This is a genomic window from Alkalicaulis satelles (assembly GCF_008630495.1).
In the GTDB taxonomy this organism is placed as follows: domain Bacteria; phylum Pseudomonadota; class Alphaproteobacteria; order Caulobacterales; family Maricaulaceae; genus Oceanicaulis; species Oceanicaulis satelles.
This window is the reverse complement of the sequence record NZ_VWOJ01000002.1, coordinates 222,499-241,965: the sequence shown is the minus strand read 5'-3', so window position 1 is coordinate 241,965 and position 19,467 is coordinate 222,499. Positions and strand designations below refer to the sequence as shown.

At 67.1% G+C, this 19,467-nt stretch carries 18 protein-coding genes; 4 read left to right on the top strand and 14 right to left on the bottom strand.

Annotated features, from left to right (window positions below; genetic code table 11):
- Nucleotides 1–65 precede the first annotated feature (65 nt).
- The gene (locus F1654_RS06855; protein WP_150022786.1) at nt 66–434 is read right to left on the bottom strand and encodes a response regulator; all 369 of its coding nucleotides are present in this window, start codon (nt 432–434) and stop codon (nt 66–68) included.
- Nucleotides 434–3,139: a PAS domain-containing hybrid sensor histidine kinase/response regulator gene (locus tag F1654_RS06850; protein WP_199200493.1), complete on the bottom strand. Its 2,706-nt coding sequence runs from the start codon at nt 3,137–3,139 to the stop codon at nt 434–436. Before F1654_RS06850 ends, F1654_RS06855 begins: the two co-directional genes overlap by 1 nt.
- Nucleotides 3,140–3,401: 262 nt before the next feature.
- On the opposite strand from F1654_RS06850, the gene F1654_RS06845 reads away from it, so the two are divergent.
- Nucleotides 3,402–4,394: a calcium/sodium antiporter gene (locus F1654_RS06845; protein ID WP_150022784.1), complete on the top strand. Its 993-nt coding sequence runs from the start codon at nt 3,402–3,404 to the stop codon at nt 4,392–4,394.
- On the opposite strand, the gene F1654_RS06840 is transcribed toward F1654_RS06845, so the two are convergent.
- The 4 genes from F1654_RS06840 to F1654_RS06825 form a co-directional block, all read right to left on the bottom strand.
- The gene (locus F1654_RS06840) at nt 4,395–5,819 is read right to left on the bottom strand and encodes an aldehyde dehydrogenase family protein (RefSeq protein ID WP_150022783.1); all 1,425 of its coding nucleotides are present in this window, start codon (nt 5,817–5,819) and stop codon (nt 4,395–4,397) included.
- Nucleotides 5,816–7,423 carry an FAD-binding oxidoreductase gene (locus tag F1654_RS06835; RefSeq protein ID WP_150022782.1) on the bottom strand — a complete coding sequence of 536 codons (1,608 nt, stop codon included), beginning with the start codon at nt 7,421–7,423 and terminating at the stop codon, nt 5,816–5,818. The genes F1654_RS06840 and F1654_RS06835 overlap by 4 nt, the downstream gene beginning before the upstream one ends.
- A gap of 10 nt (nt 7,424–7,433) precedes the next feature.
- Nucleotides 7,434–8,081 carry a hypothetical protein gene (locus F1654_RS06830; RefSeq protein WP_150022781.1) on the bottom strand — a complete coding sequence of 216 codons (648 nt, stop codon included), beginning with the start codon at nt 8,079–8,081 and terminating at the stop codon, nt 7,434–7,436.
- Between the two features lie 109 nt (nt 8,082–8,190).
- Nucleotides 8,191–9,012, bottom strand: coding sequence for a GntR family transcriptional regulator (locus F1654_RS06825; protein ID WP_150022780.1), 822 nt, complete (start codon nt 9,010–9,012; stop codon nt 8,191–8,193).
- 83 nt (nt 9,013–9,095) lie between these two features.
- Between F1654_RS06825 and F1654_RS06820 the strand changes: the two genes are divergently transcribed.
- Both F1654_RS06820 and F1654_RS06815 read left to right on the top strand, forming a co-directional pair.
- Nucleotides 9,096–10,142: a nitrilase-related carbon-nitrogen hydrolase gene (locus tag F1654_RS06820; protein WP_150022779.1), complete on the top strand. Its 1,047-nt coding sequence runs from the start codon at nt 9,096–9,098 to the stop codon at nt 10,140–10,142.
- A 105-nt stretch (nt 10,143–10,247) separates the two neighbouring features.
- Nucleotides 10,248–10,733 (top strand): hypothetical protein, encoded by a 486-nt coding sequence (locus tag F1654_RS06815; RefSeq protein ID WP_150022778.1) that lies wholly within the window; start codon nt 10,248–10,250, stop codon nt 10,731–10,733.
- Between the two features lie 134 nt (nt 10,734–10,867).
- Here F1654_RS06815 and F1654_RS06810 read toward each other — a convergent pair whose 3' ends face one another.
- The 5 genes from F1654_RS06810 to F1654_RS06790 all read right to left on the bottom strand — a co-directional run bounded on the left by F1654_RS06810 (nt 10,868) and on the right by F1654_RS06790 (nt 16,009).
- On the bottom strand, nt 10,868–11,386 hold the full coding sequence (locus tag F1654_RS06810; RefSeq protein ID WP_150022777.1) for a CarD family transcriptional regulator: 519 nt from the start codon (nt 11,384–11,386) through the stop codon (nt 10,868–10,870).
- 370 nt (nt 11,387–11,756) lie between these two features.
- Nucleotides 11,757–12,098, bottom strand: coding sequence for a ferredoxin FdxA (gene fdxA / locus F1654_RS06805; protein WP_150022776.1), 342 nt, complete (start codon nt 12,096–12,098; stop codon nt 11,757–11,759).
- 102 nt (nt 12,099–12,200) lie between these two features.
- The gene (locus F1654_RS06800; RefSeq protein WP_150022775.1) at nt 12,201–12,518 is read right to left on the bottom strand and encodes an RNA-binding S4 domain-containing protein; all 318 of its coding nucleotides are present in this window, start codon (nt 12,516–12,518) and stop codon (nt 12,201–12,203) included.
- Nucleotides 12,515–15,121: a helicase-related protein gene (locus tag F1654_RS06795; protein WP_150022774.1), complete on the bottom strand. Its 2,607-nt coding sequence runs from the start codon at nt 15,119–15,121 to the stop codon at nt 12,515–12,517. Before F1654_RS06795 ends, F1654_RS06800 begins: the two co-directional genes overlap by 4 nt.
- Nucleotides 15,122–15,208: 87 nt before the next feature.
- Nucleotides 15,209–16,009 (bottom strand): DUF3108 domain-containing protein, encoded by an 801-nt coding sequence (locus tag F1654_RS06790; RefSeq protein WP_150022773.1) that lies wholly within the window; start codon nt 16,007–16,009, stop codon nt 15,209–15,211.
- Between the two features lie 210 nt (nt 16,010–16,219).
- On the opposite strand from F1654_RS06790, the gene rpmB reads away from it, so the two are divergent.
- Nucleotides 16,220–16,507, top strand: a complete 288-nt coding sequence (rpmB, locus tag F1654_RS06785; protein WP_150022772.1) for a 50S ribosomal protein L28 — start codon at nt 16,220–16,222, stop codon at nt 16,505–16,507.
- A gap of 153 nt (nt 16,508–16,660) precedes the next feature.
- On the opposite strand, the gene F1654_RS06780 is transcribed toward rpmB, so the two are convergent.
- The 3 genes from F1654_RS06780 to F1654_RS06770 all read right to left on the bottom strand — a co-directional run bounded on the left by F1654_RS06780 (nt 16,661) and on the right by F1654_RS06770 (nt 19,360).
- Nucleotides 16,661–17,773: a ferritin-like domain-containing protein gene (locus F1654_RS06780; RefSeq protein ID WP_150022771.1), complete on the bottom strand. Its 1,113-nt coding sequence runs from the start codon at nt 17,771–17,773 to the stop codon at nt 16,661–16,663.
- A gap of 163 nt (nt 17,774–17,936) precedes the next feature.
- The gene (locus F1654_RS06775; protein ID WP_150022770.1) at nt 17,937–18,896 is read right to left on the bottom strand and encodes a sterol desaturase family protein; all 960 of its coding nucleotides are present in this window, start codon (nt 18,894–18,896) and stop codon (nt 17,937–17,939) included.
- Nucleotides 18,893–19,360: a hypothetical protein gene (locus tag F1654_RS06770; RefSeq protein WP_150022769.1), complete on the bottom strand. Its 468-nt coding sequence runs from the start codon at nt 19,358–19,360 to the stop codon at nt 18,893–18,895. Before F1654_RS06770 ends, F1654_RS06775 begins: the two co-directional genes overlap by 4 nt.
- Nucleotides 19,361–19,467 lie beyond the last annotated feature (107 nt).

Genomic DNA, 19,467 nt, shown 5'->3' with positions numbered 1-19,467 from the left:
CTACTAAAGCCCGCTCTTGCAGATGCGCTTCAAAGCCCACCTTGATGGCGCTGCCTTGAACTGGTTCACCCCCCCGCCGCCAGAGCCGCCTCTATGGCGCGCGCGACCGCTGCGGGCTCCAGCAGGTCCGATTTCGAGACCGGGCCGGTGAGGGTCAGCACGTCGGATCCGGCGCTCACGCCCTCGGGCGCGGCGGAGATCAGCAGCACCGGGCCTGCATAGCCGCTGGCTTCCAGGGCGGGCAGGCTGGAGGCGAAGTCGTCATGGGGCGGCACGCGCCGGTCGAGCAGCACCAGATCGGCCACAGGGGCGGTGGTGAAGTCTTCCAGCCGGGTATGATGGACCAGTTCATGGCCGGCGCCGCCATGGGCGAGCAGTTCGCGCAGGATCAACGCTTCCACCGGATCGTCATCAATCAGGGTGATGCGCGCCATCACGCCGCGTCCTGGCTGAGCCGGGCGCGCAGGGCGTGGATCAGGGCGTGCGCATCCACCGGTTTGGCGAAGAAGCGGTCAGCGCCGGCGTCCTTGAGCCGTTCACGCGCTTCCCGGGTGACATCGGCGGTGAGGATGAAGACCGGCAGGTCGGCTGGCCCGGCCTCACCCGAGCGGATGCGTCGCAGGGCCTCGTCCCCGCCCATGCCGGGCATGTGCAGGTCCAGAAGCGCGGCGTCTACTCCTCCCTCGCGCAAAAAGCGCAGGGCGTCAGCGGCGCTGCCTGCTTCGGATACCTGGAACCCGGCTTCGGTCAGAAGCCCGGCGGCCACGGACCGGTTGACAGGATTATCCTCCACCACCAGTACGCGCCGCAACGGGCCGGCGGGCGCTGCGCCGGATATCTCCGGCTCGGGGCTGGCGGGATCCTTCTTGGCCGCCGGCGCGGGTTGCTCCACCCAGAAAAGGGCGCCCTTGCCGGGTTCGGAGCTCACCCCGATCCGCCCGCCGGCCAGCTCGGTCAGTTCGCGTGCTATGGCCAGACCCAGCCCGGCGCCGCCATGGGTCCGGCTGGGGCTCATATCGGCCTGGCTGAACCGGTCAAAGATCCGCAACTGCATATCGTGATCCAGGCCGGGGCCGGTGTCCTCGACCTCCAGCCTGATCCGTCCAGACGAGAGGGCGCGTGCATGAATGGCGACATGACCCTCGTGCGTGAATTTGACCGCGTTGGAGATGAGATTGGTCAGGACCTGGGCCAGCCGCGCGCCATCCACCATCACCGGCGCGTCCAGCGCAGGATCGATTTCGGTGTGCACCTCCAGACCCTTGCGCGCGGCGTCGCTGGCGCCGGCGTGAATGGCCTGGCTGATCACATCGGCCAGGTGCGCCGGACCGGGCGACAGCGTCAGCTTGCCCGCTTCAATGCGCGAGATGTCCAGCACATCCTCAATGACAGACTGAAGCGCCCGGCCGGACGCCCTTATGGTCTCCACATAGCTGCGCTGGCGCTCATCCAGCCCGGTGAGCTCCAGAAGCTGGGCCATGCCCAGCACGCCATTGAGGGGCGTGCGAATCTCATGGCTCATATTGGCCAGGAACTGGGACTTGGCTGCGCTGGCGGCTTCTGCAGCCTCCAGCGCCTCCTGCAAGCGCAGCTCCGCGGCCTTGCGCCCGGTCAGGTCCTGGGTCACGCCCACCAGGCGCAGGGGCTTGCCCGAGGCGTCGCGCCCGGCCACGCCCACATGCGCCAGAATCCACACTGCCTCCCCGTCAGGGCGCACGATGCGGTGCTCGGAATGCATTTCGTCCACATCGCCGCGGATCAGGCGGATCAGATGCTCGCGCACCATGTCGAGATCTTCTGGATGAGTGAAGGCATAGGCCTCTTCAGGGCTCAACAGCCGGTCCGCGATCTCCGGACGGTGCATCAGTTCGCCCAGCGTGGCGTCCATGCTCACCATGCCGCTGGCGCCGTCCTGCTCCCAGACGCCCAGCTTGCCGGCGTTCAGCGCGATCTGGGCGCGCACGCCCAGACGCCGGGCCTGGTCTTCAGCCTGGCGTTCGGCGGTGATGTCGATCAGCGAGCCGGCCATGCGCACCGCCTTGCCCGTTGCGTCGCGGATCGCCTTGCCGCGCACGCGCGCATGAACATAGCCCCCGCGCATGTCGCGGATGCGCATGTCCTGATTATACGGCTCGTCGGTGGCCAGATGGTGCTGGGTGGCGGCCTCGATCCGGGGGCGGTCCTCGGGATGGAGCATGTCCATGAACACGTCCGTGGGTCCGTACCAGTCTCCTTCGGGGCCGCCGATGATCTCGTTGAAGCGCGGGGAGAAATATAATTGCCGGTGGACGATGTCATTGTCCCAGATCGCCATCAGCGATCCTGACACCGCTAGGTCATAGCGGGTATTGGCCTCGCGCAGCCGGTCCTCGGCCTGGTGCAGGCCGGTAATGTCGCGGGCCACCAGAATATAGCCTGTTTCCCTGTCAGGCGTGTCGGGCGGGCGCGGCGCGGCGGACATTTCAAACCAGCGCTCGCCTTTTTTGGTGTCCAGACGATAGCGGTGGCCCCGCGCCAGGCCCTGTGCGTCCACCTCGGCCATGATCTGGCGGCCCAACGCAGCGATGTCCCCAGGCAGAACCTCTTCGAGCGTGCGGCCGATCAGTGCGTCCGCTGCGGTGGTGAGCAGATCCGGATCGCTGGCGTGCGCGGCGGTGAAATGGCCTTTTGAATCGACCTCCAGAACCAGATCCGGCAGGGCGCTCAATGTCGCCTGCAGGCGGTTGCGTGCGGCCAGGGCGGCCTGTTCCTGGGACTTGCGTCCAGTGATGTCGGTGTGCACGGCGACAAAACCGTCCAGCGCCCCGTCCGGACCGTATGTGGGCTGAACATCGATATTGAGCCAGTAACGCTCGCCCGATTTTGCTGCGCACAGCATGTCAATCTGGGTGCGCTGGCCGGCCTCCATGGCGGTGCGCAGGGTGGGGCCGACCTCGGGACCGGTCTCGGGACAGCGCAGGAACCGGCCCGGATTGTGTCCGCGCACCTCGTCCAGCGTATAGCCGGTGCGCTCTTCCCAGGCCCGGTTGACCCATGTGATGGTCCGGTCCGGCGCCATCACGACCAGCATGTGGCTGGCGCTCTGCACCAGCGTGCTCAACCGGCGCAAAATGTCACCAGACAGGGTGGCGTCAGACACGAATCGCTCACACTCCTTGCTGTTAATAGGCATATAATCAGACCTGCGGCGCTGTGTCATATCTGACCCCAGCGCCCTTCCGCACGAGGGCGGGGCAGGCTATATCAGCGCCAGCTGGTTATTCCGCCTTGAATGAAAGGGAACGCCCATGGCCGCTCTGATCGCTCTTGGACTTTGCTTTGGCGTGTTCGCCATCCTCAATCTCATCGACAACAAGCGCCTCGACTAGAGGGCTTTCCGCTCGCAGACAGGCGCGGCGCTCATGGCGGATTTTCTCCTCCTGATCCTGATGGTGGTGTTCGGGATCGTGCTGCTGCTTGCGGGCGGCGATCTCCTGGTGCGCGGCGCCACGGCGCTGGCGCGCAGGCTGGGCGTGCCGGCGCTGGTGATCGGCCTGACCGTCGTGGCTTTCGGCACCAGCGCGCCGGAAATGGTGGTGTCAGTGGCCGCCGCCATTCAGGGCGCGCCAGGTCTGGCCTACGGCAATATCGTCGGCTCCAACATCGCCAACATCCTTCTGGTGCTGGGCATTCCGGCCATTCTGGCGCCGCTTGTGACGCGCGCGCCGGGCGTGCGCACCAACACCGCCATCGCGCTGGTGCTGACCATCGTCTTCATCGCCATGGGCCTCGATGGCGAGTTCGGCCTGCGCGAGGGCTGGGTGCTGTTCGGGGCGATTCTCGTCTACACGATCTGGCTGGGATATTCGGCTTCACGCCCGAAGGCTGTCGCCGATCCGCTCCTGTCTGAAATGACCGATGTGGATTCCATGGAGGGCCTGCCGCGCTCAGCGGGCATGGTGGCGCTGTTCACGATCGGCGGTCTGGTGCTGTTACCGCTGGGCGCGCATTTCGTGGTGTCCGGGGGCGGCGAGCTGGCCCGTCAGATGGGCGTCAGCGAGGCGGTGATCGGCTTGACGCTGCTGGCGGTGGGCACCAGCCTGCCCGAGCTCTCCACCGCTCTCATCGCAGCGCTGCGCAAGCAGGCGGCCATGGCGTTCGGCAATATCATCGGCTCGAACATATTCAATATCTGCGCGGTGGGCGGCATCACTGGAATCGCTGCCCATATGGCGGGCGCGAGCAGCGTGGTGGACGACACCTTCCTGCGTCTGGATTTCTGGGTGATGGGCGCGGCCATGCTGATTGGCGCGGCCTTCGTGTTCGCCAAGCGCCCCATCGGGCGGGCGTCGGGCGTGATCCTGTCGGTGTGCTACGCGGCCTATATCGCCGCGCTGCTGGCGACCAACCTGTAATTAGCCGTCCTCGCGGAAGGCCGAGAGGGGTGCAGGCTCGCCGGTATTGGCGATCAGCGCCTTGCGCCGGTAAAAGCGGGTCAGCCCGGCGGCCCCCATGCGTGAGGGTCCAAGGCCGGACTGTCTGAAGCTCTGCTTTTCGGCTTCATAGAAGAGCGCCGTCAGCGCCGCGTCATTGAGCGATACCGCGCCCGCGTCCAGGCGCCGGGCGATGGCTTCAGCCTCATCGAGATCGCCCGCGAACACCGCCGCCGACAGGCCGTAGACCGTGTCATTGGCCAGCGCCACAGCCTCCTCCACCGTTTCAAACGCCATCACCGGAAGGACTGGTCCGAACGTCTCCTCGGTCATCACGCTCATGGTGTGATCCACATTCGACAGAACGGTGGGCCGGATCCACAGCCCGCCGCCATGGGTTTCCACCTGGCCGCCTGTATGAACCACCGCGCCCCGGCTGCGGGCGTCCTCGATCTGGGCGGCGATGATGGCGGCCTGCTTGTCGAAAATCACCGGCCCGATCTCGCCTTGCGTGATGTCCGGCCAGTTCAGGCGCACCGCCCGGGCTGCTTCAATCAGGCGCTCCAGGAAGACGTCATGGATCGTGCGGTCCACATAGATGCGCTCGATGGACTGGCAGGCCTGCCCGGTGGACAGCACCGATCCGCGCAAGGCCGCGCGCACCGCCAGATCGATATCGGCGCTGGCGGTGATGATGAGCGGGTCCTTGCCCCCCAGTTCCAGAAAGGCCGGGATCAGACGCTGCGCGCAGGCTGCGGCCACCTTCCGCCCGGTGGCCACCGAGCCGGTGAAGCAGACCAGATCGCTCAAGGCGATGACCTGCTGGCCGGTCTCCCCGGCGCCAGGCGCAAAGGCCACGAGATCTGAGAGCGCGGCGTCGGCCAGGCTCGCCGCCACCGGTTGCGCAAAGCGCGGCGTGACTTCCGAAGGCTTGATCATGACCGCCCCGCCCGCCGCCAGCGCAGGAATCGCGTCGATGAGGGAAAGGGTGAGGGGGAAGTTCCACGGGCTGATCACGCCGACCAGCGCGTAAGGCACATACTGGCCCGAATGCTTCAGGGCCGGGTTGCTGCGCCCTGGCGTCCAGTCCGCCCTGGGCGCCAGCTGCGGCGCGGCTTGCACCCAGCCGCGGATCGAGGCGATGGCGCCCGCCACTTCCAGCCGGGCCACGCGGCGGCGTCCGGTATCGGCCTCCAGCGCAGCGGCGATCTCGTCCAGGCGCGCCTCCATGGCGTCCGCCCAGGCGGACAACCGTTCCATGCGCGCCTCGATGCTGAGGGCCGCCCAGGCGGGCTGGGCGGCGCGCAGCCGCGCGGCTGCAGCCTCCAGCGCGTCAGCAGACGGCGGAGTGAAGCGGTAATCGGTCTGGCCGGTACGCGGATTGCGCACGGCGATCTCGGCGCTCATGACAGCTCCCCCAGGCCCAGCGCGCCCGGATTGATGATGTTCTGGGGGTCCAGTGCGGCCTTGACGGCCTTGAGCAGCGCGAGCGCCGGAGCGGAGCGCGTGCGCGCCAGCGGATAGGTGCGCCCAGCCTGGAAATGGGCCGCGCCATAGCCTGAAAAGATGTCCACCACCGCCTCGCGCGCCTCGGCCACAAGCCGGGTGGCGTCCGGATCGGGGGCGCGGGGGGTGAGGGATTTGAGATAACCCGCCTCCACGCTCGCCTCATGCAGGGCGAACAGGCGGTCCGGCCACAGGAAGACCGGCTCCACCAGGAAGCCGGTGTTCGATAGCGTGGTCACCAGAAAGCCCGTGGTGACGCCATGGGCGTCAAAGCGCGGCTTCAACCCGGCGAACAGCGCCTCGATCTCCGCCCAGCAGGCCGGCCCGTCATCCATGGCCACGATGCCGTGCACCGGCACCCAGCGCTCGGCGGCCGGGCCGATCATGTTGTTCAATGGTGTGAAGGGCTGGGCGCGGATCACCTTGGGGATGGTGGGTTCCACGCTGCGCCCGCCCGCGCGCTCGGCCAGTTGCGTAAGCTGACGCAGAGCATCCTCGGCCCCGGTTTTGGAATGGCTCTCGGTGACCAGATGCAGGTTGAAATCGGCCTCGCCCAGAAACTGGCGTCCCGCCAGCGCCATTTTCGCGCCCTCGGCCAGGCCCTTCACCAGATTTTTCTGTCCTGTGACCACCTTGCCCAGTGTCTTCGCATCGCTCATCAGCGAGGCGCGCTTCATGCGCACCGCGGTCAGGCCCGGGTCGAACGCAAACAGCTCGCACGCCAGCCCGGTGCGCCCCAGAGAGGCCAGCGCTTCGGCGCACGCCTCCCGGCTGGGATAAGAAAAGCTGGCCCAGCGCTCATGGGCGGGCGCCGGGATCAGGCGCAGCGTGATCTGCGTCTTGACGCCCAGCGCGCCTGCATCGCCGCAGAACAACCCGGTCAGGTCCGGGCCGTAATGACGCAAGAACGGGCGGCCCGGCCCCTTGGCGGTTTCCGCCGAGGCAGTTCCGGTGCGCAGGATCGATCCGTCGGGCAGGGCGGCGGCGATCGACAGCACGCTGTCGGATGTGGGCCCGTACACCCCGGCGCCGAAGAAGGCGTTATTCTGCGACACGCCCCCGCCAATCGTTGAGCTTATCCCCGAAAGCGGCCCCCAGAAGGGCGTGCGCAGGCCTTTTGCGGCCAGCGCCTCATACAGGGTCTTCCAGGTGCAACCCGCCTCCACGCGCACATACATGCCCGCTTCGCTGATCTCGAGGACGCGGTTCATGCGCACGGTGTCCAGACACACCCCTCCGGGACGGTCCGCAAGATAGCCGGCGGTGTAGGACATGCCCCCGCCGCGCGGATAGACCGGCGCTCCGGCTTCAGCGCAGGCGCGCACCACGGCGGCGCATTCGGCTTCATCAGCGGGGCTCGCCACCAGATCCACCTGCGCGCCCTGGCGCCAGACATCCTGGGAATAGAGCGCGCGGGCGGCGTCGTCCGAACGCACATGATCGGGCCCCACGATCGAGGCGAGGGTTTCGGCAAGGCTTTGGACGGCGGGAGCGGGGCGGGTCATGGCAATCTCCTCAGACCGGATGCAGGACGCCCAGCGCCGCTGCGCCGAGCACGGCGGCCCAGATCACGAACACCCAGCGGCGTGCATGGGCGAGGCTGGCGCCTACGGCCGTCTCCGCGTCCTCATCGCCCTGACCGGCGGCGATGCGCCCGAAGGCGGGGCCGAACGGGGCGAGGGCGCGCCGGATCATCAGGCCTGCGAACACGGCGAGCGCCAGTAAGAGTAGCTTGCCCGCAATGAACAGGGGCAGGGCGATCACCCCCAACATGCCCGCCGCGCCAGCGCCCGTGAGCGCCAGCAGGGCCGCCAGGCGGATCGCCATATCGATGCGCCGGGCGAGCCCGTCCGGCCCGGCCTTGAGATGAACCATCCAGGCCGCAATCGCCCAGACCAGCGCCAGCGCAAAGGCCGGCGCGATCCAGACCGTGCTGATCATCAGCCAGCCCTCATACACCGCCAGCGCAAACCCCGTGGGGAAGGCGAAGATCAGCGCCATGCGCGGCGCCATGTCCACATCCATCAGGATTTTCGCCGCCGCCGCCCGGCCTGCGGGCGCGCGCTCGGGATCGGCCACAAGCCGACTCGCGACAAAGGCGCCCAGATCGCCGCCCAGCCAGTAGACCAGCACCAGAATATGCATCAGTTCGATCAGCGCCACGCCGCGCCTCCGCCAGCCTTACCTCTTGAACAGCCGGGCGTTCCGGCCTCAAATGGTATAGTTATATATCTTTTGGGCGGAGGGGAAGATGAGGGCGGCGCGAGACCGGTCAGGCGAGTTCAGCCTCGCTCCAGCCTTCGCCGGCGGCGTCCTTGCGCACCAGCCGCATATGGTAGCGGAAGCGTTCGGGCCGGTAATAGGCGATGATGTGCTGGACTGCGCGTCCGTCGCGCCCGCGCATGATGCGCTTGATCTTGAGCAGGGGCGCGCCCGGCGATATGCGCAGCGCGGCGGCGATATGAGGCTCGGCCGCCGTGGCGGTGATGGTCTGGTCGGCCTCAACCGCTTCCGCACCCGCCCGGCGCAGAAGCTCCTGCATGGGCTGGGTCTTGAGATCGTCCTCGCTGTAGCGCGCCGCGATCTCTCCAGGCACGTGGGTGATCAGATAGGAGAAGGTATCGCCCTCCAGCGAACGCAGGCGCACGGCGCGCTGCACCCGGTGACCGGGTTCCAGCGCCATCTCCAGCGCCAGCTCCTCGTCGGCGCGCAGATGAGACGCCTCCAGAAGCTGCACCTGGGTTTCCAGCCCCATACGCTTGAGCGCGTCGAACAGCGTGTCGAAACGCCCCTCCACAACCGGCGCGCCGGCATTATGGGTGACCACCGTGCCGCGCCCGCGATGGCGGGTGACGAAGCCGTGGGCGGCCAGCTCGTTCATGGCGCGTTTGACGGTGATGCGCGAGACATTGAACAGGCGCGTCAGCTCCTGTTCGCCTGGCAGGATGGTTCCGGCGGGATATCCGCCTTCGCGGATCCGGTCGCGCAGCACCAGGAAAATCTGATGATAGAGCGGGGTCGGCAGGGATTCGTCGATCAGGTCCGGCGCCAGCCGCGGCGCTGCATCGCTTCCCCGCGCAGAAGACGTTGTCATGTCAGGCCTTCTGGCATTTGTATCTGAATGTTCATGTCCGGACTATGTCGCGGGTTCGCGGCTGACTGCAAGGAGTGAGTTTGATGACGGCCCCTGATCCCGCCTACACCGCCCTGGCGCTGCAATCACTGTGCGAGACCGTCAATGCCTGTGCGGACCGTGACAGTGCGCGTGCGCGCATGCTGGCGTCCATCGCGCGTATCCGCGCTGAAATTGCAGGCTCCATAGCCTTTATCGGCCCGGATGTGCGCCTGGTGGTGCTGCCCGAATATGCCCTTACCGGCTTTCCCATGCGCGAAAGCGCGCAGGCCTGGCGTGACAAGGCGGCGATTGATTCCGACGGGCCGGAATTTGAGGCCATGGCCGCCATCGCCGCCGAATTCAACATTCACCTGGCCTGGAACGGGTATGAGACCGATCCCCATTTCCCCTCACTCTATTTCCAGGCCTGCGTGGTGATCGATCCGTCCGGGACGCAGGTGCTGCGTTACCGGCGCCTGATCTCCATGTATGCGCCCAGCCCCTATGATGTGCTCGATCCGTATCTGGACGCCTATGGCGAAGCGGCGCTGTTCCCGGTGGCCGATACCGCCCTTGGCCGGCTGGCGGCCATTGCCTCGGAGGAGATCCTGCATCCCGAGATCGCGCGCCTGCACGCTGTGCGCGGGGCGGAGGTGTTCGTGCACGCCTCCTCGGAAGTGGCCAGCCCCCAGGCCACCCCGAAGAATATCGCCAAACAGGCCCGAGCCATTGAAAACCTCGCCTATGTGGTGTCGGCCAATACCGGCGGGATGACCGGTACGCCCATCCCGCAGGCCAGCGCGGACCGGGGCTCGAAGATTGTCGATCCGCGCGGGCTGATCGTGGCCGAGGCCGCCAGCGGCCCGTCCATGTGCGCCTATGGCGAGGTGGATGTGGGCCAGGTCCGCCGCCTGCGCCGCAAGGTGTCCATGGGCAATCTGCTGGCCCGCCAGCCCATGGATTTGTGGGCCCGCGCCTATGGCGGGGCGAGCGTACACCCTGAAGGCTCGCTGATGGAGAAGGGCGAGGTGATCACCCCGGCCAAGGATTTCTATCGTGAGCGTCAGGCCCAGGTGATCGAGGCGCTGTCCCGGCGCGGGGTGATCTGACCCCCCTGTTCAGGGCAGGGCGTAAACAGCGCCTGCCCGCTAGCCTTGTCTCCACCTGGCGCGCCGGCCCTGACGGGAGCGCGCCCAACACGGGGAGACTTCATCATGAAACGTATTGTGACAGCCGCTGCCTGCGCCCTCATCGCCGCGGGCGCCGCCAGCGCCCAGGAAGGCCAGGTCATGCGTATGGGCGACACCGCCCTGACCTGCCAGGAAATCATCGCCGCCGCCAGCGAACAGACCGGGATCCTGGGCGGTTCTCCCGAAGGCGGGCTGATGACCAGCGAATATGCGGTCAACACCGCTACGGCGCTGGCCCAGCACGGGGCCATGATGTCGGGCGCGGCGCGGGCCGTGCCGGGTCTGGGCGCGGTGGGCGGCATGATGGGCCGCGCCGCGCAGCGCCAGCGTGAACAGGAAGAGGCCCGCCGGGCCGTGGCCGAAAAGCGCTGGTACTTCCTCAACGGCCTTTATGGCGGGCGCAATTGCGACACCATCCTGCGTCAGGAAGCCCAGGCGGCCGCCGCCGCCGCGCCTGCGCCGGAAGCCGCGCCGGAGCCGGAGCCCGCTGTGGAGGCTGAAGAGGGTTAGCGCCCTGCTGCGGCTTCGCTTTCGCGGGGCGTGAGGGGTGCGGCGCCGGCGCCAAAACAAACGAGCGCCCCCAAAACAAACGGGGCCCGCCAAGGCGGGCCCCGTTCTTCGTCCTGGACCTGAAGTCTCAGATATCAGGCGGCTTTCTTGGTGAGGGTGCGGGTGAGCAGCTCGAGGGCTTTCTCCCGGTCCACCTTCTCCACCGCGGCCACTTCGCGAACCATGCGGTCGAGCGCGGATTCGTAGAGCTGGCGCTCCGAATAGGACGGCTCGGGCTGGTCTTCCTGACGATGCAGATCGCGCACGACTTCGGCGATGGAGATCAGATCGCCCGAATTGATCTTGGCTTCATATTCCTGGGCGCGGCGGCTCCACATGGTGCGTTTGATGCGCGGCTTGCCTTTCAGCGTGCCGATGGCGTCCTTGAGCACCTGCTCGCTGGCCAGCGGACGCATGCCCGAGGCGGTCGCCTTGGCTGTGGGCACGCGAAGGGTCATCTTGTCCTGCTCGAAGGAGACCACATAGACCTCGATGTCGAACCCGGCCACGGTTTCCTTCTCCACTCCCGTCACCCGGCCGACGCCGTGCGCGGGATAGACGACATAGTCGCCTTTCTTGAAGTTCTTGTTGTCGTTGGCGGTCTTCTTCGTCATGGATGCTCCCGTGTCCTTTGTGGCGGCGCGCCGCCGGGGCCCTTGCCGGCGAAAGCGGATCTGTTGATCGCGCCCTGCGCCGCTCTTCACATGTCCTCTACGGAGCGCGCTTCGCGGCCAGGCCGTCCCAGTCGGCCACCCGTGTCAATCAACGCCATAACGCCTCCGGGCGGACCCGTGAGGGATCCGTCAGACAGGCATGCGGGGCGCGGGTCAGATCAAGGGCAGGTTTCCTGGGCGCAAGCGGGCGCAACATCCGATAGACATTATGAATATCACAATTATTGCAAAAACTCAACGTGCTGCAGACGCGAAGGCGTTCCGCATGCGGAAGGCAGTTAAGAAAAGTTTAACCGGTACGGCGACGCCGTCAGCCGCCTGAGCCGGGCTTGGGGGAGAAATATTTCTCCAGTTTTCCAGATTCGGTCTCAAATTGCGCCGCATCAGAGGGCGCGTCTTTCTTGACAGTGATGTTGGGCCACTCGGTGGCGTACTTGGAATTGAGAGCTAGCCATTTGCCGTCTGTATCATCTTCAGTGTCGGGCTTGATGGCCTCTACCGGGCATTCCGGCTCGCATACGCCGCAGTCAATGCATTCGTCAGGGTGGATGACGAGCATGTTCTCGCCCTCGTAGAAACAGTCCACGGGGCAGACCTCGACGCAGTCGGTGTATTTGCATCGGATGCAGGCATCAGTGACGATGTAGGTCATCGGGTGTCGGCGAACCCTTGAAAGCGGATGTGTCAGGCGGCGGGATCAGGAGCGGATTTGGCGCTCGCGCCCGGCTTTGTCAATCGCAAGGCGCTTCCGGCTTCAGTCAGAATGCGCGTGCGGCGGCCCGTCTTGCGTGTAGAGCCTGCGCGCTTCGGCCGGCGGGCCGCGCCGCGCGCCCAGGTCCAGGACCGTTACGCGCACCAGCGTGCCGCCGCGCATAAAAATCAGCGTATCGCCCGGCCGTATGGCCGCTGCGGGCCGGCTCAGGCGCTGCACGCCGCCCGCGCGCTCCACGCGCACCGCGCCGCTGGTGATGCAGGCCGCGGCCAGCGCCCGGGATTTGAACAGGCGGGCGCGAAACAGCCACACATCACAGCGCTGGCCAGGCCCGGCGGCCTCATCCGGCCGGAAACTCATTGACGGGCTCTTCGGGCGGCGCCCTTGCGGCCAGTGCTCCGGCGCGGCTTGCCTTGCGCCGTCCGCCCGGGACGCTGGGGCGTCAGATCCAGGGCGGCGAGCGCGGCGAAGGGCGTGTCGGCCGGGGGCGGAGGCGGGGCGCTCGTGCGCTCGCGCCGGTCTCTGGCGCGACCGGTCCAGAGCTCGGGCGTCTCGCCTTCGGCCTTGCGCACCCGGCGATAGCCCAGCGCGCGCAGCACGCCGCGCAGATCCTCCTGGCTGCAGCCGAGCAGATTCATCATGGCCGGCGCCGGGCTGAAGCGCCGGGCCGGATCGCCCTGGCGGGATTCACGGATCAGGTCGGCCAGACGCTCGAGAATATCAAGGCGCACAGCCAGGGGGCCGCACAGCTGATAGCCCGCGCAGGCATGAGCGGCGTCGTCGAGAGAGGGGTCGGGCGCGGCGCTGGTGCGTCCGGGCGGCGGGCGGAAGGCGCGCGCCGCATCCCCGGCATGCACGCCGTGCAGCAGCGCGTTGAGCCCGGCGGCGCGCGGCTTCAGCAGCGCAGGCAGGAAGACGGCATGTTCACCGATACGCACCCCCGCTGCGCGCAATTGACGGCGCTCATGGGCCGAGAGGGCGGCGATATCGGCGGCCAGATCGCGGCGGGGCGCTGCGCCGGAGCCCTCCACCAGCCGGAAGGCGATGCCGCGCGCCAGACCCTCAAGCCCGCCCGAGCGCGCCTCGACCTGTTCACGCAGCGCCATCAGCGGCGCCAGACCTTCGCTCGCCTGCCGGGCGGCGAAACGCTCGATATGGGCGACAGCGCGCGCCACGGCCTCGGCTGCGCCCAGCTCGCCGCCGATCAGCTGGACGCCTGGCGCGAAGGGGTGAGGGCCAGCGACGAGACGGGCCACGGGCGCGTCCCGCCAGAGCACGCGGCCTTCATCATCCAGCGCCAGGGCGTCATCGCCGGCCCGCGCCAGCTGGCCCAGGCGCCGGTTCACCTCCGGGCGCACGGCTTTGAGCGCGGCGTTGGCCACGGCCCGGCGCGCCAGCGGTCCGCCCGCCGCGTCTGCCCGGAAGTTCAACGCGTCCAGCCGCCCGACAAAATGGCCTTCCACGGTCACTTCGCCGGATGCGTCCAGCCCTGCTTGCAGATCGGCGTTCTCGCGCAGGCCCTTCATCAGGGCGCTGGTGCGCCGGTCGATGAAGCGCGCGGCCAGGCGCTCGTGGAGCGCGTCCGACAGGGCGTCCTCCACCTCCCGGCTGCGCGCCTGCCAATAGGCCGGATCACGCGTCCAGGACGGGCGATGGGCGGCGTAGGACCAGGTGCGCACCTGGGTCAGGCGCTGGGCCAGGGCGTCCACATCGCCCGCCGTGCGGTTGAGGCGGGTCAGCTGGGCGTCCAGCCACGCATCAGGCAGGCGTCCATCGCCCTCTGTCAGGTGCAGGAAGAGGGTTTTCACCAGACGGGCATGCTCGTCCAGCGTGCCCTTGCGAAATTGCGGCGTGCCGCACACATCCCACAGCCGCGCCGCGCCGCCACGTGCTGAGGCGCGCTCACGCACATCGCGGTCGCGCGAGAGAATGTCGAGCACGCCCTCATCCACCGCCGCGCGCACCCGTTCCAGCGCGGGATCGGGCGCGGGCGCGCCAAGGGAAAGTTTCAGCGCATCAAGGCTGGAGACGTCCAGCGCATGATTGCGCCAGACCAGCCGGCCGATGGCGTCGAAATCATGGGCCTCCACCCGCTCGATAATCTCGGGGTCCAGCGCGCGGGCCTCGGCGGTCTCGCCAAACGTGCCGTCGGTGCGGAAGCGCCCGGCGCGCCCGGCGATCTGGCCGATCTCGTGAGGATGCAGGCGCCGGCGCCGGCGTCCGTCAAACTTGGCGTAGCTGGCGAAGGCCACATGGCCCACATCCATGTTCAGTCCCATGCCGATGGCGTCAGTGGCGATGAGGAAGTCCACCTCGCCCGACTGATAGAGCTCCACCTGGGCGTTGCGCGTGCGCGGTGACAGCGCGCCCATCACCACCGCCGCCCCGCCGCGCTGGCGGCGCACCAGCTCGGCCATGGCGTAGACATCCCCGGCGCTGAAGGCGACCACAGCCGAGCGCCTTGGCAGCTTTGTGAGCTTTTTGGCGCCTGCATAGCTCAGCGTGGAGAAACGCTCGCGCGTCTCGATCACGGCTTCGGGGACCAGGCGGCGCAGGATGGGGCGCATGGAGGCGGAGCCCAGAAACATGGTCTCCTGAGTTCCGCGCGCATGCAGCAGGCGCTCGGTGAAGATATGACCGCGCTCGGGATCAGCGGCGAGCTGGATCTCGTCTACCGCCAGAAAGGCCGGACGCAAATCCAGCGGCATGGCCTCCACCGTGCACAGATAGAAGCGCGCATGGGGCGGGACGATTTTCTCCTCGCCCGTGATCAACGCCACCGATGCCGCGCCTTTGGCCTTGACCACCTTGTCATAGAGCTCGCGGGCCAGAAGGCGCAGGGGCAGGCCCATCACGCCGGTCTGGCGCGCCATCATGCGCTCCAGCGCCAGATGGGTCTTGCCGGTATTGGTCGGGCCGAGCACCGCAGTGACCGGCGCATCGCGGAAATGAGAGGCGGTCATGACGCGCTCCGGGGAATCGCTCCCTCCAGCGTCCAATCTAGGCCGCCGCCCGCCCCGATTTAAGGGGTGCGGGCGCCTGCAAGCGGCTTATTGCGCCATGGGGCCGGCATAGACGCGCGTGGCGGTGATGGTGGCGTCGCCGATGCGGGTGCGTGCGCGGAAGCGCACCGGCACCCAGGCGCCCTCCATATCGGCCAGCCAGACATTGATCGGGCGGGCGGTGTCTTCCTCGGTGGGCTTGCGCCCCTCGTCATAGCCGCTGATCGGCTCCAGGAAGATGCGGCAGCGCAGGGCCTGGCCGCGATAGCCGCGGGCATTGACCTGTTCCATGGAGCCGCGCTCCAGGCGCAGATCGTAGCGCGCCTTGCCGTCGAACACAGGGATGCGGCCCTCGCAAGGACGTTCGCCCTGGGGCTGGGAGAGCATGATGGAGATCATGGCGGTGACCGGATCCAGCGCGCCTTCGCGCTCCTCGTCGCTGGCGGGCGGCTCGCCCATGGAGCCGAAGGGCGGGTTGACGTCCGGCACGGCGCGTCCGTCCTCGAAATCGATTCCCACCGTTCGGTTGGTGCCGCTGGCATGGTTGAAGTGCTCATAGCGCCAGGGGCTGAGGGCTCGGCCGGGATTGTCCCGGTAGCCGGTGGTGGTGGCGTTGATGTCGGTGTCGTCGAACCAGCGCAACAGGCCCCCGGCGCGGAAATTGGCCGCGCCGGCATAGGTGTCCTCATGCAGCCAGGCGGTGATGGTGATATTGGCCACCGGCACCGCCACCAGCACTGATCCGGAATACTCCACATGGATCTGCTCGGGCAGGGCGGCTGCACCGGCTTGCGCCCCGCTAAGGGCGGCAGTCGCGGTGAAAGCGGCGATGGCGGTGCGGAAGAGCATGAATTCAGCCTTGTCTGTATGGCGGCGTGTGTGCGTGTGCAGTATGAAACCGGCGCCAATATGGCTGCAAGATGAATGCCGGGCGGCGCGGCTGCGTCTTGACGGCGCATGACGGCTCGGTTAGATGGCCCGCTCTTGCGCTGCGGGCGGCCTGATAAGGGCTTTCAGGCGGCGCTCAAGGATTCATGCACCAGCTTAAGGTGGAAGCCAATGTCGCGGCGCTGCGAACTTACGGGCACGGGCCCGATGTCGGGTAACAACGTGTCCCACGCCAACAACAAGACCAGGCGGCGCTTCCTGCCCAATCTGGTCCAGGTCACGCTGGCGTCCGAGACGCTGGGCCGCGCCTTCCGCCTGCGCATTGCGGCCAAGGCCCTGCGCAGCGTGGACCATGTTGGCGGGCTGGACCCGTTCCTGCTCAAGGCCCGCGACGCGGACCTGTCGCCGGGCGCGCTGAAGATCAAGCGCGAGCTGAAAAAAGCCCAGACCGCAGCCTGATAAGGCCAACTGGTTTCCAGCGTTCAAGCGCCCGCCGGAAACGGCGGGCGTTTTGCGTGTCTGATCATGGACGATCTCATGAAAATGCCGCCCTGCGAGGGGCGCAGGGCGGCAGGGTTTTCCCGCACATCGCGAGGGAAGCGACGGGGAAAATTACTCGGCGTGACCGGCTGCGCCATGGGCGGCCACCGCCTCGATATACTCCCGGCGCGCCTTGCCCGGATCGAGGGTTTCTTCCAGCTCGCGCGCCACGCGCTCGTCATCTTCCTGCAGCGCCTGGGGGTCAAGCTCGGCGAAATGGATGACGCCCATATCGGCGTAGGCCTTCTGGATGCGCGGTCCCCACAGGCCGATATCTTTCACGATCGGCACGATGCGCTGGAACAGCATGGTGCGGTAGAGCTTCACGATCTCGGATTGCTCGGCGAATTCCCTGCATTCCTTGGCGGGAAGACCGAGCACGTCATAGACTTCGCGGCTGCGGGTCATGCGATCGCGCATCAGATAGCAGGCCTCGACCAGAAACTCCTCGCGCTCGTCACGCTCTTTCTGGGTGAGCTGGGGATAATAGTCACGCAGCGAAATCCGGCCAAAGGCCACATGGCGCGCCTCGTCCTCCATCACATAGGCGTTGACCATGCGCGCCAGCGGGTTCTGGGCCAGATCGCGAATGGTGCCGAACGCGGCCAGGGCCAGGCCCTCGATCACCACCTGCATGGCCAGATAGGTCACGTCCCAGCGGCTGTCGGACAGAGCCTGATTGACCAGCACCATGAGCGAGTCGGTCATCGGATAGGACACGCCGAATTTGCCGGACAGCTTGCGGTAAGCCTCCACATGGCGGGCCTCGTCCATCACCTGGGTGGCGGCGTAGAATTTGGAATCAAGGTCAGGCACGGACTGCACGATTTTGGACGCGGCCAGCAGGGCGGCCTGTTCGCCCTGCAGGAACTGGGAAATGTTCCACGACTGGGCATGGCGGCGCATCTCGGCCTTTTCCTTCGGCGTCATGCGATTCCAGATGTCCGAGCCATAAATGGCCACCGCCTCGTCGGGCATCTCCATGGGGTTTTCCGGATCGAGCTCCAGGCTCCAGTCGATGCGGTTGACCGCATCCCACTGCATGTCCTTACCCTTCTGGTAGAGGTGCATGAGCGTGGTGCGCCCCTCGTCGAAGCGCCAGTCGAAGACGGACTCGAACTCGTTGGGCACATGCCAGTGTGAATCGATGTCCGGTATGGGGTAGAGATCGCGCAGCGCCGTCATGGCCGTCTCCCGTTGCTCAGGCCGAATGCCTCGAACGCCGGTCGCCGCGCCGGAAGGGCCGGGCGGTCCGGCCTGAAGGCGATTGCATGCTCCCTGCAGAGCGTGAACGCCGTTCACTTCCACTCAAGCATGCGTCAGGCGCCTGCATGTGTCCAGAGGCGATTTACTCGGCCGGCCGTGCTTCAGGCGGGAGGGAGGCGGACTCAGCCGGCTTGTCGCTACGCGCCGTACGCTGCTGCTCCATCCAGCGCGCCTTGAGGATTTTCGAGCTGTCCCGGCTGCCATCCGGCGACCAGCCCGGCGGACCGAGCCAATAGCCCAGCGCCTCGCGCAATGAGCGCGCCGAGCGCACGTCCTTCACGATGCCGATCCATTCATGCAGGCAGATTTTGAGCGGGTTGTGCGTGCCCAGCTGGCGCACGATGCCGTAGCGGCACGGCTCGTCCTCGCGCTCGGGCTCGAACGTGCCGAACATGCGGTCCCAGATGATGAACACGCCGGCGTAATTGCGGTCGAGATAGCGCGGATTGACCGCGTGATGGACCCGGTGATGGGACGGTGTGTTGAAGATGTATTCAATCGGCGCGGGCAGGCGCTTGACCGCCTCGGTATGGATCCAGAACTGGTAGACGAGATTGAGGGCGCCGACGAAGGCCACCATCGCAATCGGGAAGCCGATCAGCACCAGCCAGGTGCCGAAGAAGATGAATTTGAAGGTCAGCGGGTTCAGCCAGGGCTGACGCAGGGCGGTGGTCAGATTGTAGTGCTGGCTGGAATGATGAACCACATGATCGGCCCACCACCAGCGCACGGTATGGGCGAAGCGGTGGCTCCAGTAATAGACGAAATCGTCCAGCACGAAGCACAGGACAAACGCCCATAGCGCCCAGCCGATATCGAACAGCGCAAACTGGGACACGAAGATGAACCAGGCCAGCGCCACCCCGCCCAGCACGATGCCCGAGACGGTATTGCCCAGTCCCATGACCAGGCTGGCGGCGCTGTCGCGCGGCTCGAACCGGGCGCGCCCGGTCATGCGCGCATAGATCATTTCGGCCACGATCAGGGCCACGAAGGCCGGGATGGCCAGAAGGATCGGATCAGGCAGGTCAGGCGCGTTCATGTGGTGGCGTCCTTGGCGGTCTTTCCGGCCGGCGCGGCCTCAGCGAAGGCTGTGATGCGCCCGGCCCAGTCCTGCGCTTGCTGTGCGCTCGCCAGGGTCAGGCGGGCGCGCGGCAGGGTGAAGTCGTCGAGTGATATCACAAGTTCGCGGCCCTGCGCCTGCGCCCCGCGCACCTCGCCGGGCCAAAGCGCGCGGCATACCAGGCTCGCCCCGCTGGCCAGCGCCAGCCCCAGGCGCGCGCCATTGGCCTCCATGACCAGCGCGGCGCGCTGACCGGTGCAGGCGACGGCCTGTTGTCCGGCTCTGAAGCCCAGCACATCGCGCTCCAGCGCCTGGGCGGCCGCTTCGGGGCTGTCCAGCGCGCTGGGCGTCCAGCCGCCCAGAACGGCGTTGAGCGCCACCACAAGGCCGACGGCCAGGGCGGACCCGAACAGGATCAGGAGCAAGGTGAGCAGCTCGTTCATGGGACGCGATTGAACGCCGTTCACTCAATCAGCGCAAGCCCCGGCGCCATAGGCGCGCCTGTCACGGGCTTGTCAAAACGAAGGGTCATACAACAGACTGAACCCAT

Excerpts from the sequence above, each read along its gene's own strand:
- F1654_RS06835 (WP_150022782.1), bottom strand. The coding sequence starts at position 7,423 with ATGACCCGCCCCGCTCCCGCCGTCCAAAGCCTTGCCGAAACCCTCGCC.
- F1654_RS06800 (WP_150022775.1), bottom strand. The coding sequence starts at position 12,518 with ATGAGTTTCCGGCCGGATGAGGCCGCCGGGCCTGGCCAGCGCTGTGAT.
- F1654_RS06855 (WP_150022786.1), bottom strand. The coding sequence starts at position 434 with ATGGCGCGCATCACCCTGATTGATGACGATCCGGTGGAAGCGTTGATC.
- rpmB (WP_150022772.1), top strand. The coding sequence starts at position 16,220 with ATGTCGCGGCGCTGCGAACTTACGGGCACGGGCCCGATGTCGGGTAAC.
- F1654_RS06810 (WP_150022777.1), bottom strand. The coding sequence starts at position 11,386 with ATGACGAAGAAGACCGCCAACGACAACAAGAACTTCAAGAAAGGCGAC.
- F1654_RS06820 (WP_150022779.1), top strand. The coding sequence starts at position 9,096 with ATGACGGCCCCTGATCCCGCCTACACCGCCCTGGCGCTGCAATCACTG.
- F1654_RS06790 (WP_150022773.1), bottom strand. The coding sequence starts at position 16,009 with ATGCTCTTCCGCACCGCCATCGCCGCTTTCACCGCGACTGCCGCCCTT.
- fdxA (WP_150022776.1), bottom strand. The coding sequence starts at position 12,098 with ATGACCTACATCGTCACTGATGCCTGCATCCGATGCAAATACACCGAC.
- F1654_RS06825 (WP_150022780.1), bottom strand. The coding sequence starts at position 9,012 with ATGACAACGTCTTCTGCGCGGGGAAGCGATGCAGCGCCGCGGCTGGCG.
- F1654_RS06775 (WP_150022770.1), bottom strand. The coding sequence starts at position 18,896 with ATGAACGCGCCTGACCTGCCTGATCCGATCCTTCTGGCCATCCCGGCC.
- F1654_RS06815 (WP_150022778.1), top strand. The coding sequence starts at position 10,248 with ATGAAACGTATTGTGACAGCCGCTGCCTGCGCCCTCATCGCCGCGGGC.
- F1654_RS06840 (WP_150022783.1), bottom strand. The coding sequence starts at position 5,819 with ATGAGCGCCGAGATCGCCGTGCGCAATCCGCGTACCGGCCAGACCGAT.
- F1654_RS06780 (WP_150022771.1), bottom strand. The coding sequence starts at position 17,773 with ATGACGGCGCTGCGCGATCTCTACCCCATACCGGACATCGATTCACAC.
- F1654_RS06845 (WP_150022784.1), top strand. The coding sequence starts at position 3,402 with ATGGCGGATTTTCTCCTCCTGATCCTGATGGTGGTGTTCGGGATCGTG.
- F1654_RS06770 (WP_150022769.1), bottom strand. The coding sequence starts at position 19,360 with ATGAACGAGCTGCTCACCTTGCTCCTGATCCTGTTCGGGTCCGCCCTG.
- F1654_RS06795 (WP_150022774.1), bottom strand. The coding sequence starts at position 15,121 with ATGACCGCCTCTCATTTCCGCGATGCGCCGGTCACTGCGGTGCTCGGC.